Below are 12,120 nucleotides of genomic sequence, written 5' to 3'. Positions count from 1 at the left end.
CATGACGCGAGAGATAAAAAAGCCGAGGTCGATGCTCTCAATCCCCGGCTGTTCGTCTGATTCACCTGCCCCGCTTACTTTTTTGCCTGTTCTTCTGCTTCGTTCACGACCTGCTGATCAATGGCAGCGGTGTTGATGAAGTCCAGAAGCGCTTTCAGCTGGCGCATCGTCATCGTGTTGATGACCTCATCGGTGATGCCAGGCACCATGCGACGGATGTTGGTGCGGTAGCTGGCAGCCATTTCGTGTTCGGTGATGGTGCCCTTCTTTTCGCTGGCTTCGAGCTTCTTCTGCTCGGCAGTCAGCTGAATGAAGTCACCCAGGCTGATCTCGCAGATGTCGTAGGTTTCACCCTTGTAGGTGAACTGCTTCACTACGTTGCTCAGCTCGTCGAGATTCAGAATGTCGGTCATAGGTGATCCTTACTGATGGCAAAAAAAGAGGGAGCCAGTTGGCCCCCTCTATGATAAGTAAGTGCTGACTTACATGCCAGCCAAAATTATCAAGCAGATGTGCCGAAGCGGCCCAGGGTGCCGTCGTCTTCGGGGTAGATCATGAACTCGACGCTGTAGATACGCTCTTCGTTGTGGCGGTAGGCGAAGCTGAAGTTGCCGGCAGTGTTCGCCTTCGGGAAGCTGACAGGCTCATCGGAGCCGCCACCGCCAGTCGGAATCAGCTCAAGCGCACCTGCGGTGTCGATCAGGGACAGGCCGACCGCATCCTTCACGACCAGCTGGCCGCTATCCACAGACGATCCCGGCAGTGCCAGACCCAGCAGCGCGATGGTGGTTTCAGCCATCGGCACCGTCACCTTGAAGGTGCGCTTGGTGATGAACTCGTCAATCACAGTCTCGCCGTGCTGATCGACGGTGATCGGATAAGTGGTGGTTTCGACACTGACCTCCACGCCGCCCTTGGTCAGACCCAGAGCAGTGCCTTTGAAAGTGACGTTACAAGCGCCGAGCTTGATGTTCTCGCGAGCCATTATGGCCTCCTGATTCAGTCGATTCGGTAACAGCTAAAATCGAACCTGATCGCGAACTCACGGGTTCCACTTGTTGAAGTGGGGTAAGCCGTAGGCTCGGTCACTGGTCGAATGTGATTGAAGTGATAGCCGTCGAACGTCTGGCTTCTCACTGTCAAAATCTTCATGGCCTCCCGACACAGCTTGAATCCCTCTTCGGGATCGTGGTGCCGGATGACCAGCTCAGTCATGTCGTTGAAGTAGCCAGGCCAATCGGGATCAATCTCGTAGCCTGGGATTGGCGTGTCGATCATTGCCCCGACTTCGACATCTTCGGGGATGTGGTTGAAGAAGATCGGGATGGCATCGAAACCGAATCTGCTCTCCCGAAGTGCTGCGATGATTGCCTGCTCGATCATGGCCGTCGCTTCCTGTTCTCTTCCTGTAGCGCCCGACGCAGCTTCTCGCCGTAGACCGCCTCAATGAAGTTGACGCTTCTGGCAAAGAAGCCTGGGCCGACCCTGAGCGTCTGATCAATGCCGGTGATGGACGCCTGCTTCGCCTTAGATCCCTTGCCCAGCCCCTTGTATTCACCCGACTCAAGGTGCTTGGCGTAGGTCACGACTCGCTGACGAGACACCCCGCCTCCGCGCTTGGGACGGCGACGCCTGGCCTCTGGGTTCAGGAAGATTTCGTAGGTGGTTCGGCCATTGATGCCAGCACCCAGAACCTTCTTGATCCTCAAGGCTTTCTCCATTGATCCGGTGTCTCGGTGCATCTGAAGCTCAATCCGCTTTTTGGCTTCCTCGGCGGCTTTCTTGAGGATGTCGTATGACTTGCGGTTGCTGCGCTCCAAGATGTTTTCGAGCCGGACAGTGGTGCTCTTGATTCCCTTTACTTCGAGGCCCATGCGCTCAAGCTCACTTCGTTGTGATCGTGCCTACCCATGATGTTGAGTCGAGGTTCGATACCGACCACTTCGAGGGTCATGCCCATGATCTCAATCAGATCGCCGGTATTGATCTCGACACTGGGCGGCAGTAGCACAATGGAGTCGGACTCGACCTCCTGGCCCCTACCGCGTGACGCCGAACTATCCGCTCGAACCGAAGTCTTCACCCGAGAGTTCTTCAGCCGGACAACGCTGCACCTGACGCGGCGAGAGTTGCCATGCTTTTCCTTTCCCCAGGCATCGAATCCGGTTCTTTCCTTGACAAAACAGAACGTATTTGGTCGGAACATGATTCATTCTACCTACATCGCCATTAAAAGTAAGCACTTACTTACGAACAGGAGCCAAATATCTACGTGCCTGTGGGTGGAAGTGCTGCTCTCTGTTCACCTCGTATTCGTCACGCTCCATGACGCCCTGAATCTCGCCGTCGAAGCCGTAAACCGTGAACTGCTGAGCATCGGACATCATGATGATCAGGTCGATCAGCACCGTGACGCCGAGTCCTCTGATGTGCAGCTTCGTGAAGCGCTCTGACTGCGATTTATATCCTCTGGAGTCCATCGACAAGGATTTGTTGCTATCGACGCTCTCACGCGCTCTCAGGAGCGATGAGGACATGTCCCAGTCGTTAGCGTCGCGCATGGATCGTGCGAGCAGGGAAATCCTGCGCATGTTGAGATTCTGGGTTTCGACGCGGCGCCGGGCATCTGCATCGAGCCGGTCTAGGGTGAACTTCAGGTGACGCTCGGCCACATCGCGAATGTCACTGCCGGCCACCAGACCAACAATATGCTCGGCATGAGCGATAGACAGTTGGGTGATCTGGACGGCAATGTCCTGAATGGCCGCTGCTCGGGCCTGATTGGCACGCTCAAACTCGGTTGAGGCACTGCCGATCATGCTGCCGATCAGTCCTCTCGTTCTCGTGGTCTGAATGGCCCCTTCCTTGGAGCCAATGAGTGCCTGGGAAAACGTGTGGTCTATGTCGGCCGCACGCGCTGCCAGGGCGTCGAGGTAGCTGAAGTCTTCATCCACGGCGAACCCTCCATGCCGTGTCTACCCAGCGCTTGACGTGAGACATGGCGCGATTGCTGATGATGGTGTCCATCGGCCGGCCTGAGCGGAACATCTGACTTGTCTCACCGACCGTATCCGACAGCACGCCGCTCTTGCGCTTCTCCTGTGCCGAATCACCACTCAGCACCTCATTTGCCTCCACGACCAGCGCGAGCTTCACGTCACGCAGGAAGCGCGGCGGAAGGTCATCGAACTGCTCCTTGGTCATTCCCTCGAAGCCATAGGGAATGATGTCGGCAATGGCTTCGAACTCGACGTGATCGAAGGGCTCTTCGGTGAACAGCTTGTAGCGCAGCTGCTTGAGGCGGTGGGTGGCTTCAATCAGTGCCCGGCGACGATCATCTGAATCCGCGGCTGACCAGTCATCCACCCCGAAGATATCCATCGACACCAATACGGCCTCGTTCACCGTCATGAAGGAATCGGTGGGCACCTCAAGCTGGCTGGACTTCTGAATCAGGACGGATTCGAAGAACTTGAACCGCTCCTGATCCTGACCGAACACCACAAGCTCGACGGTGAGCATCTTGCGGCGCTCGCCTTCTGCCAGGGTGGTGATGGTGTGAGAAATGTCGATCTCGGCGTGCGTGTCATCCCCGAAAACCTCCAACCTGCTCTCGGGGACAACAACGACGCCAGCGTGATCGACGATGCGATAGGTGCCCTCTTGAGGAATGCCGACATCCTCGATGTTCACCTTCAGTGCAAACGACTCTCCGGCGTCATAGATCTTCATGATCAGCTGCTCGGGCTGTCGCTGAGGATCAGGCTTTGGGTTTCGAGGATGCGGTCAATCAGCTCAACGATGGAGCGGCCGGTGACACCCATCGGCTCAGCAATTTCACGCAGGCCGGCGATGCCCTGGTCATCCGCGATGGACTCCAGCTGCTCTCGGGTATAGCTGGGGCCATCCGCCAGAACGATGCCCTCCCCGAACGGCAATTCACCGAGCGTTTCTAAGCCGACCGTCTCGTTGACGCTCTCGGAGATATCCAAGTTGATCTTCACGGCATCGCCCAGGATCACGCGGCGGTTCTGGATGTGCTTGACGCCCGCGCCAACCTGTTGCCCTTCGAGGTCTTCGACCTTCATGGAGGCACCGATGATTTCCACCTCACGCGCGGACAGGTCGCGATCACTGACGCCATCAGTGAACCCAATCTCATACATCTTGCCGGTGTAGTTGCTCAGCGCCGGCTCTACGATACGCACCTTCATAGCACTCTCCTGATGGTAAGAAGGGGCAGTGAGTTTCCTCGCTGCCCCTAAGTCACTACTTACTTACTCTATCGGCTCAAAAATTAGCCGACCAAGACCTGATCGACAGTAGCCAGGGACTTGGTGGACTTCAGAGCCAGACCGGCATACCACTTCACGCGGTAGCGGATGGCATCCTTGTTCTGGAGGGTGCCGATTTCTTCCATACGGACACCAGCAGAAGCGCCACCGAAGATACCGTGCAGGCCGTCAGACTCGTTCAGGCGAGCAGCGACGATGGTGGAAGACTTCTTGCCAGCATTGTCAGTCACCGGCAGGAAGTCGTTGACCAGGATCGGCACGCCGTTATGGGTCAGCATCGGGCGACCGAAGTTCTCCATCATGACGTGGGCCGGCTCCAGGCCGCCGGTAGCACGCAGCAGGGCACGCAGAGCGCGGATGTGAGCAGAGGTCATCATGATGGCATCTGCACCATTCGGCACGGCGTCCAGCAGCTCATCCAGCATGGTGAAGGACATAGCGGCTTCGCCACCGGCAATCACCTGGCTCGGATCGACCAGCTTCAGGACGCCATCGAAGGACTTGGTGTCCACGGTGGAGTCGCCCTGAGCCAGAGCACGACGGAACTTGCGAGTGATGCCTTTCGCCTTGCCCTGCAACTGGATGGCGATCTGGTCGTTCAGGTCGCTTTGAGTTTCAGCGGTGAACTTGTCGATATCCACGTCGCCCGCGAGGATGCGCAGCTTGGTGCTGACTTCCTCGAAGGTAGACGCGCCTTCCGGCACAACATCATACGGGCTGAGGAAGGTCGCTTCGCTCAGGCCGCCTTCACGGATGTAGTCGTAGGACTTGCCGGAGGTGCCGACGAACGGCAGCACTGCCAGCAGGTCTTCCTTGTCGATGATCTCTTCGATAATACCGCGCTGAAGATCCGTTTCGGACAGTTTCGCAGCTTCTTCGACCAGCAAAGGCATAACTCTTACCTCTCAATCACTTGGATAAAGTTGAGGCGAGGCCGGCAGAGATTCGACTGACGCCAGCGGCGACAGACTTACTCGGGGCACCCGCTTCGGGCTTGTTTGATCCGACGCCAGGCTTTGCCTTTGCACGAATCAGTGAATCTCGCTCAGGATCGGCATCGACCAGCTTTTTGATGGCAGCGTCGAAGTTCAGAGCTTCGCCACGTCCATCGACCAGCATCGTGCGATCCTTGGCTCCGGCAGGCTTGTCGTAGGCCACGACCTGACCGTCCTTCACCTCGAAGTGGCTTCCGTAGACGACACGAGCCTTGCTCGGGGTCAGCAGCAGCTCGTTCGTAATGAACTGTGAGTTGCTGAAGTCGGAGCCGATGGTCATGTCCTCGATCTGCTTGGACAGGGCCGACTGCTTCTCCAGAAGCTCAGAAATCTGGTTGTCCTTCTCGCCCAACACCTTCTGGTGCTCACCGACGATGGTTTCCTTCAGGCGATCCCACTCACCGCGCTTCTCCATGTCCTGCTTTTCGCGCTCAGCCTCTTGGGCTTGACGCTCTTGCTCAGCGGTAATGAGGGACTGGATACGCTCAGGAGTGACATCACCGAAGGCTTTCAGCTTTGCTTCGAGGTCTTTGGCGAGTTGCTTCTTCGCCATGACTTCCTTGAGCAGCTGCGCTTCGCGATCTGTCGGCTTGTCAGCTTCGGACTTGTCCTCCGCCTTCTCACCGGACTTGTCGTCACCGGCACCGCCGTTTTCCGCGCTGTCACCGATTGCAGGCTTGCCTTCGGGGGCTTCCTGGGAACCGGCCGTGCCACCTGCGGAACCTTCGCTGGTAGCGGCATCCATCAGGCTGTTGTTGAGAAACTTCATGAACCAGGGCATTGCGATCTCCTACGGCCTATCTCTTGGCCTGTCGGGGTTTGTGTGGTGAGACGGTCACTTGCTCACCCACTGTTGGGCACTGCTTGAGTCGTCTTCCTCTGGCTCCTGCTCTTCGCTCTGGAGGGCGAAGGAGGGGCTGAGTCCGACCGGCTCGGGTGCTGCTGGGTAGCTCTCCAGCTCTTTCTCGATCTCGCGACGGATATCCGCCTTGAGGTGCGGGAAGAGCTTGTCGATCAGCGCTCGCATCTGCTCACGACGCACCACGTCTGGCGCTTCGATCAGCATCAGGCGCTCACTGATGGAGAACTCTTCGGTCAAGCCACGAACGTCATAGGACTCGGGATACTTGACCAGCTGTAAGTCACCGCTTACTGCGACATCTAGGCCAGCGTAAAGCTGCACCAGTCGTGCAATCTCGTTCTCGGCCTTCTGAAGAGCGCGGGACTTGGCAGCCAGCAGGGAATTGACCCGCTCGAAGTCGTAGGCTTTCGCCACACCCGAGCTATTGTCGATTCCCTGGCTGTTGTCTGCCTTGGTGCGTTCGCCGGCAACGCCGACTGAGTGGTAAATCTCGTTGATGATCTTGGAGATCACATCGACGATGAGGTGGGCCTGCTTCACGTCAGGAGACAGATAGAACGGGCCACCGCCACCCTCGCCGTCGTAGACGAACACACGCTTGGTGCCCATCTCGACCATCTTCTGATAATCGTCTTCACCAGGGGCCAGGTTCTGAGCCGGGATCGCCAGCTGCGAGAAGGTCTGGTCTTGGATGATGGCGTCCAGATTCGAGAGGTAGTTAGCTACCGCTCGGTCGAGATAGGCGATGTCGTTGATCAATGCAGGAGAGGCGTAGGCCGACTCGTGGTTGCCCAGTGCATCAAGCGGAACGATAGGAACGACGCCGAGAGCATTGTCGCCCTCTTCCTTCATCACGTATTTCATCTTCGTGCCTTCAGCTTCCTCGGCGATCAGGAACCATTTCTCTTTGGTCCAAATGCGCCAACGCTTCTGAACGCTGCCGGATGAGGTGAAGGGGTCGTCATCGTCACGCTTCGGCTCGTAGATCAGTGCCCACAGCATTTCACCGTCGTCATCAAAGCCCATGTCGAGCATGTGAGTCGGGGGAACGATGTAGGCGTAGACCTGTGCGCCGGAGGCTTTCTGGTCAGCGACCGAGATCGCGCCTTCCTGTCCCAGATTGGAATCAACGACTATCCAGATGCGGCCAAAGGTGGAGGACTTGATGTCCGCCTGCTGCATGAATTGCTCAATCGTGCGCCCGTCACGAGTTGCCTTCTTCCAGAACTCACCGAGTTCCTTGGACGGCTCTTCCTGGCGTTTCACTTCGCCGCGGAAGGTATACTTGTTGACGAGGTTCACGATCTCGCGAGTGTGATTGAAGCGGTAGGCCCGAGTCAGACGGTCTTTGTGCTCATTGGAGCCTTCCTTGTGGTATTGGAAGAGATTTTCATCAAACCAAGACCGGCCACCGTTGTAGGTCGCCTCAAGGAAGTTCCAGTGCTTCACCAGCCCGTCGTATTCGGGGTGACGCCGCTCAATTACCTTCTTTAGATTCATGCGTTCCACCCTGTAGCCATAGGCAAATATTCAACCATAGGCATCGAGATAAGTAAACACTTACTTACTATGTAATCAATAAGACATACCCATAGCGCGGCGTTTCTTCAGGGGATGCTCTATTTCGATGCAATATCCCAACGCATCCGCCGCGTGCTCGACCCCTGCCGCCTTGTCCACGTCACGGCTGCCGGGCTTGTAAAGCGTCTGCTCGAAGGCCGCAATCGTCTCCCGACAGGACTCGTTGACCCTGAGTCGAATCTTGCCGGTCGTGGTCATCAGCATGGAGTTGACCGAGTTCACGCGATCCGCAATTGGCGGATGTTTGCGCTTGTGCTTGATCTTCTTGAAGCCGCGATCACGGAAGATATCGAGGTCGGTTTCCCCTCGTGCGTGCTGTCGCTGTCCGCCTGCAGGATCGGGATAGATCGTGATGTTGTGCTGCCAGCGCCAGAACTTGCGCTCCAGTGCGTCACAGACCTCTGCCGTGTTGGACGAGGGAAGCACGATCTCGTCCACGATCCAGACCTCTCCGTTGGGCTGGGGCTGCATGACCACCGATGACATGGGGTCGATGTTGAAATCCTGCCCGATCCAGATAGGCAGCTCGGGATTGAACTCGAACTTGCCGGTATGAATTGTTCGGTCAAACGGGTAGTAGACCCGTCCTGACATAGTATTAAACGATGCCTCATACTCTTGCTCGTAGGACTTAGGGTCCATATCGGCACGAGCGGCTTCGATTTCCTCCACCGGAATGAACGGCGAGGTTGAGGTTTTGAACTGCCACGACTTCCACTGGCCCTGGGCCTGCATTTCAGGCCGCTGGCCGATCTTCCACAGCTCGTAGAGGTAGTTGAACGCTTTAGGTGTGCCGATGATCATGGCACCGCCTCGGGTGGAGGAAAGCGTCGGTCGAATGACCTTCACCCACACATCCGCCTTCATATCCTGGAACTCATCGAGCACCACGAAATCCAGGGCAACACCACGGAGGGTGTCGGGGCGGTCAGCGCCTTTCAGTGACACCTCGGTGCGGTTCTTCAGCGTGACGGTCAGGGATGAGTGGTTGACCTTGCTGATCCACTTCTTCGGGATCGAGTCGAGCATTTCATCCCACATGATCTGCTTCGCCATGCGGAATGTCGGCGCGATATACCAGACGCGGGCACGCGGCTTCATGGCAGCCCGAAGGATCATCGTTCGGGACAGTGCGGTCTTTCCCCAGCGTCGGCCGGCGACCACAACCTTGAATCGGTGCCGAGAGGAATAGACCTCCATCTGCTTCTTGTGAAGCGAGAGGTCAACGATGGCAGCCATCAGTCTTCCTCCCCCTCAACGACCAAGCCTTCTTCCTCTTCGGCCAGGTCTTCGAGGTAAGGCGTCACGTCACCCAGCTCGATCTCATCGTCTTCCTGCGGTGCCGACTGGGCATCGCGAATCGACTGGATTTCCGAGTCGGTCAGGCTGCGAACCAGCAGTTCGGGGATTTCGTCATCCTCGGCAAGCTCTTTGTCGAGTCCGGTGATGGCGAACTGACCGACGCGCAGCTTTTCGAGGTTGCTGATGAGCATCCCGAGTGCCTTGAGGTCTGGCTGTGCGGAAAAGGCACCTGGCCCCTTCATGGCATCGCCGATGACCTTCAGGTTCATGTTGCGGATCGTCTCGGCGGTCTTGTAGTAGGTTTCGCGGACGTGCTCGGCCCGTTCTGCCCACTTGTCCTGATTGCTGACGACCTGCTGGACGATCTCTTCCTCTACCCGCTTATCGACCTGGCTCTGGCCCTTGACCACGCCGTCCTTCTTGAATCGCCGCGACAGGGTTTCGCGGGTGACGGCAAACTTTTCCGAGATTTGCTCAAGGGTGAACTCGCCGGATGCCCACATTGCGCGTGCTTCCGTCCACTGCGCAGGGGTCATTCGCTTTTTGATCTGTTCAGTCATGCGTGATGTGCTCCATATCGCTCAGGGAGCGCGCTGACGACGTTTTCTGCATCCAGACGAATAAACACTCGTCTTTCCGCTTATCGCGTCTCAGAACGCTTTGTTCGCGTTGGCAGGAGCAGCAGCACAATTGTTTGGGAGGTCGTGCCGGGCGCGTCCATTTTTCATCCGAGGGTTTTCCCTCTTGGACGCGTCCGATATCTACTTCTTCTGTTTATCTGTATTACTCGGAAAGGGGTTTTATATAGAGGGAGTGAGGCACTCGATGCAAAAACTCTGCCTCACATCCCGAGCATGGTTTTTCCGAAGGCTGTGATGATGAATGTCCGGCGACGGCGGCCCCGCCGCGTCTGGGTTTCCCCCTTCTCCACCATCCCCTTCTTGATCAATGCTCGGATGCTGAATTGCAGGGATTCCTTGGTGGTCTTGTAAGGCAGAGACTCAATCAACTGGTTCATGTCGATATCGACTCCGTAGACCTCGGCATGGGCACGGATGGTGGAAATGATCTGAATCTGCTTTTCGGTCAGTCGATGGATGCTCATGCGATATCTTCCATGCCGGCAATCTGGGCCAGCTTCTCAATGTTCAAAGGGTCTTCGGTGGATTGCAGGTCGAACGCAACCAGCGGAATGCGCTTCGGCAGCTCAGTCCCGTAGTCGGGATTCTTGTAGGCGCCGTAGAGGGGGTTGGTGAAAATGAGCCCCTGAATCTTGGCGATCAGCTCTCTCGGCGTGTAATCCAGGTCATCCAGACTTCGCCCGAGATTGCGGCCGGTCTTCTCCAAGGAGGAACAGGCGTAGTAGAAGCTCGTGAGGTCGCGCATGGCCTTTCGGAACAGTGCCGGCGGCATACTCTCAAGCTCTTCAATCAGCCCTTCGGTGTTGTAGGGGTGGTTGTCGAGGTAGCGAGCCATGATCGACACGCCCTTCTGGTAGTTCTTGTTCTGGATCGGCTTGGCGAACTTGAAGCCAGCCTTCATGGCGAACGGAGAGAACTTGGACATGGCCGACTGGATTTCCATGACCTGACGCGGGTGCATACGTGAAGCCAGATTCAGCATCCGGTAGCTGACACCAATGCCGCGATACTTCGTGTCCACCACGGAGCGGTTGATGATCGCGAACAGGTCATTCACGAACTTGCCGCGTGCGGTGTTGGTCAGCCGGCTTCCACCTGTCGGCTTGATCTTGGGGAACATGCGGTGCCGGGGTTCCAGCAGCAGCTTCGGATAGGCCGTGACGACCACCCCGATCAGCTTCCCGTCGAGCGTGCAGCGGTAGTAGGTCTGCCCGAAGCTGTCGGCCTCGGTCTTGTAGTGCAGGTCATGAAGCGACAGCCAATCCTCTCGGGTGCCAGGCTCCACCACCATTCGCTCCAGCAGCGAGAAGTGCTTGGGGTAATCCGCCGCGGTCTTGCGAGTGACGGTCGTGGTGAACTCAGACATTCATGCCCTCCTCTGGGAACAGCAGCTCCCGCACACTTCTGGCAATGAAGCCCTGGGTGTAGGCATAGAGTTCGTGGTTCTCGACATCGAACCGCACACCGAACTGATCGAGCACACAGACGGTGCAGTGCAGCGCCTCATGCCAGATCACATCCTCGGGGTAGTCCACGCCGTGCTCGTCGCCCACGCAGATGACATGGACGCCCTCACCGCCTCCAAGGTCTTCTGCGCCATAGAAGCCCATGACGTAGCGAGCATCGGGCGGGTTGGGGGTGACACCGAAAATCTTCTCGAACTGGCTACAGAAGGCAGAGACGCCACGGAACAGGAAGACCTCGGCACCGAACGGCTCGATGGTGATCACCTTTGCCCCGGCACGCTTGGCCTTGCGGTAGACGGAATCGTGATAGCGGCGGTCATTGCTCATCAGCAGTCCTCTCCAGGCTCACCTTCGCCTTGTAGTCCTTCTCGATGACCAGGCTCGGCTTCAGGTCAGCGACCAGATCGGTGTGAGTCGTCGCGACGATGACCATTGCGCCGACCTTGCGGGCAGTGCGCTGGACGTTGAAGGAGACGACCTTGGCGGTATCGCGATCCAGCACGGCGCAGAACTCATCAGCCACCCAGACATCCGCGTTGGATTCGATGACCTTCGCCAGACGGAAGCGGTAGCGCTGGCCGTCCGACAGCTGATTCGGCTTGCGCACCAGCAGGTAGGCATCATTCAGGCCCGCCAGGGACAGCAGACGGATGGCGTCGTTCGTGTCCTTGCCGATCTGGTCGACCAGCGGGACATCCTCGAACTGGATATCGTCGAGGTTGGCGACCTTGTAGCCGCGACTCATCATCTGGGACGCCAGCTCGCGCAGCACAAGCGACTTGCCGGAGCCTGACTGGCCGTTGATGTAGATGACATCGCCCGCCTGGGCCTCGATTTCGAGGTTGTCGTAGATCACGAAGTCACGGTCTTCCAGACCCAGGCCAAATGCCTCAGCGACCTCAAGCACACGATCGGTCTGCTCGACCTTCGAGCTGAAGCGCTTGTCGATCACCATGCGTTCGATGTTGTCAGTCATCG

The 12,120-nt window shown here is 57.4% G+C and carries 16 protein-coding genes; all 16 read right to left on the bottom strand.

Annotated features, from left to right (window positions below):
- Nucleotides 1-74 precede the first annotated feature (74 nt).
- On the bottom strand, nt 75-413 hold the full coding sequence (locus R2R70_RS02325) for a hypothetical protein (RefSeq protein ID WP_410977135.1): 339 nt from the start codon (nt 411-413) through the stop codon (nt 75-77).
- A gap of 89 nt (nt 414-502) precedes the next feature.
- On the bottom strand, nt 503-985 hold the full coding sequence (locus R2R70_RS02320) for a hypothetical protein (protein ID WP_410977134.1): 483 nt from the start codon (nt 983-985) through the stop codon (nt 503-505).
- Between the two features lie 14 nt (nt 986-999).
- Nucleotides 1,000-1,383: a hypothetical protein gene (locus tag R2R70_RS02315; protein ID WP_410977133.1), complete on the bottom strand. Its 384-nt coding sequence runs from the start codon at nt 1,381-1,383 to the stop codon at nt 1,000-1,002.
- On the bottom strand, nt 1,380-1,874 hold the full coding sequence (locus R2R70_RS02310; protein WP_410977132.1) for a hypothetical protein: 495 nt from the start codon (nt 1,872-1,874) through the stop codon (nt 1,380-1,382). Before R2R70_RS02310 ends, R2R70_RS02315 begins: the two co-directional genes overlap by 4 nt.
- A gap of 369 nt (nt 1,875-2,243) precedes the next feature.
- Entirely contained in the window at nt 2,244-2,954 is a 711-nt protein-coding gene (locus R2R70_RS02305; RefSeq protein ID WP_410977131.1) for a hypothetical protein, read from the bottom strand.
- On the bottom strand, nt 2,947-3,732 hold the full coding sequence (locus R2R70_RS02300) for a hypothetical protein (protein ID WP_410977130.1): 786 nt from the start codon (nt 3,730-3,732) through the stop codon (nt 2,947-2,949). Before R2R70_RS02300 ends, R2R70_RS02305 begins: the two co-directional genes overlap by 8 nt.
- A gap of 2 nt (nt 3,733-3,734) precedes the next feature.
- The gene (locus tag R2R70_RS02295; RefSeq protein WP_410977129.1) at nt 3,735-4,214 is read right to left on the bottom strand and encodes a hypothetical protein; all 480 of its coding nucleotides are present in this window, start codon (nt 4,212-4,214) and stop codon (nt 3,735-3,737) included.
- A gap of 83 nt (nt 4,215-4,297) precedes the next feature.
- Nucleotides 4,298-5,188, bottom strand: coding sequence for a major capsid protein (locus R2R70_RS02290; protein WP_410977128.1), 891 nt, complete (start codon nt 5,186-5,188; stop codon nt 4,298-4,300).
- Nucleotides 5,189-5,204: 16 nt separating this feature from the next.
- On the bottom strand, nt 5,205-6,071 hold the full coding sequence (locus R2R70_RS02285; protein ID WP_410977127.1) for a DUF6651 domain-containing protein: 867 nt from the start codon (nt 6,069-6,071) through the stop codon (nt 5,205-5,207).
- A gap of 54 nt (nt 6,072-6,125) precedes the next feature.
- Complete coding sequence (locus R2R70_RS02280; RefSeq protein ID WP_410977126.1) at nt 6,126-7,661, bottom strand: hypothetical protein; 1,536 nt, start codon at nt 7,659-7,661, stop codon at nt 6,126-6,128.
- 66 nt (nt 7,662-7,727) lie between these two features.
- On the bottom strand, nt 7,728-8,972 hold the full coding sequence (locus tag R2R70_RS02275) for a terminase large subunit domain-containing protein (RefSeq protein WP_410977125.1): 1,245 nt from the start codon (nt 8,970-8,972) through the stop codon (nt 7,728-7,730).
- Entirely contained in the window at nt 8,972-9,595 is a 624-nt protein-coding gene (locus R2R70_RS02270; protein ID WP_410977124.1) for a hypothetical protein, read from the bottom strand. The genes R2R70_RS02275 and R2R70_RS02270 overlap by 1 nt, the downstream gene beginning before the upstream one ends.
- A 281-nt stretch (nt 9,596-9,876) precedes the next feature.
- The gene (locus R2R70_RS02265; protein WP_410977123.1) at nt 9,877-10,140 is read right to left on the bottom strand and encodes a hypothetical protein; all 264 of its coding nucleotides are present in this window, start codon (nt 10,138-10,140) and stop codon (nt 9,877-9,879) included.
- Nucleotides 10,137-11,042, bottom strand: a complete 906-nt coding sequence (locus R2R70_RS02260; RefSeq protein ID WP_410977122.1) for a hypothetical protein — start codon at nt 11,040-11,042, stop codon at nt 10,137-10,139. The genes R2R70_RS02265 and R2R70_RS02260 overlap by 4 nt, the downstream gene beginning before the upstream one ends.
- Complete coding sequence (locus R2R70_RS02255; RefSeq protein ID WP_410977121.1) at nt 11,035-11,469, bottom strand: hypothetical protein; 435 nt, start codon at nt 11,467-11,469, stop codon at nt 11,035-11,037. The genes R2R70_RS02260 and R2R70_RS02255 overlap by 8 nt, the downstream gene beginning before the upstream one ends.
- On the bottom strand, nt 11,459-12,118 hold the full coding sequence (locus R2R70_RS02250; protein ID WP_410977120.1) for a hypothetical protein: 660 nt from the start codon (nt 12,116-12,118) through the stop codon (nt 11,459-11,461). The genes R2R70_RS02255 and R2R70_RS02250 overlap by 11 nt, the downstream gene beginning before the upstream one ends.
- Between the last annotated feature and the right edge of the window lie 2 nt (nt 12,119-12,120).

It is taken from the genome of Cobetia sp. SIMBA_158 (assembly GCF_046566945.1).
GTDB lineage: Bacteria > Pseudomonadota > Gammaproteobacteria > Pseudomonadales > Halomonadaceae > Cobetia > Cobetia amphilecti.
Note: the sequence above shows the minus strand (reverse complement) of the source record. Positions and strands in the feature narration are given on the sequence as shown.

Coding starts and splice junctions, on each gene's coding strand:
- R2R70_RS02325 (WP_410977135.1), bottom strand. CDS start 413: ATGACCGACATTCTGAATCTCGACGAGCTGAGCAACGTAGTGAAGCAG.
- R2R70_RS02320 (WP_410977134.1), bottom strand. CDS start 985: ATGGCTCGCGAGAACATCAAGCTCGGCGCTTGTAACGTCACTTTCAAA.
- R2R70_RS02315 (WP_410977133.1), bottom strand. CDS start 1,383: ATGATCGAGCAGGCAATCATCGCAGCACTTCGGGAGAGCAGATTCGGT.
- R2R70_RS02310 (WP_410977132.1), bottom strand. CDS start 1,874: ATGGGCCTCGAAGTAAAGGGAATCAAGAGCACCACTGTCCGGCTCGAA.
- R2R70_RS02300 (WP_410977130.1), bottom strand. CDS start 3,732: ATGAAGATCTATGACGCCGGAGAGTCGTTTGCACTGAAGGTGAACATC.
- R2R70_RS02295 (WP_410977129.1), bottom strand. CDS start 4,214: ATGAAGGTGCGTATCGTAGAGCCGGCGCTGAGCAACTACACCGGCAAG.
- R2R70_RS02290 (WP_410977128.1), bottom strand. CDS start 5,188: ATGCCTTTGCTGGTCGAAGAAGCTGCGAAACTGTCCGAAACGGATCTT.
- R2R70_RS02285 (WP_410977127.1), bottom strand. CDS start 6,071: ATGCCCTGGTTCATGAAGTTTCTCAACAACAGCCTGATGGATGCCGCT.
- R2R70_RS02275 (WP_410977125.1), bottom strand. CDS start 8,972: ATGGCTGCCATCGTTGACCTCTCGCTTCACAAGAAGCAGATGGAGGTC.
- R2R70_RS02270 (WP_410977124.1), bottom strand. CDS start 9,595: ATGACTGAACAGATCAAAAAGCGAATGACCCCTGCGCAGTGGACGGAA.
- R2R70_RS02265 (WP_410977123.1), bottom strand. CDS start 10,140: ATGAGCATCCATCGACTGACCGAAAAGCAGATTCAGATCATTTCCACC.
- R2R70_RS02260 (WP_410977122.1), bottom strand. CDS start 11,042: ATGTCTGAGTTCACCACGACCGTCACTCGCAAGACCGCGGCGGATTAC.
- R2R70_RS02255 (WP_410977121.1), bottom strand. CDS start 11,469: ATGAGCAATGACCGCCGCTATCACGATTCCGTCTACCGCAAGGCCAAG.
- R2R70_RS02250 (WP_410977120.1), bottom strand. CDS start 12,118: ATGACTGACAACATCGAACGCATGGTGATCGACAAGCGCTTCAGCTCG.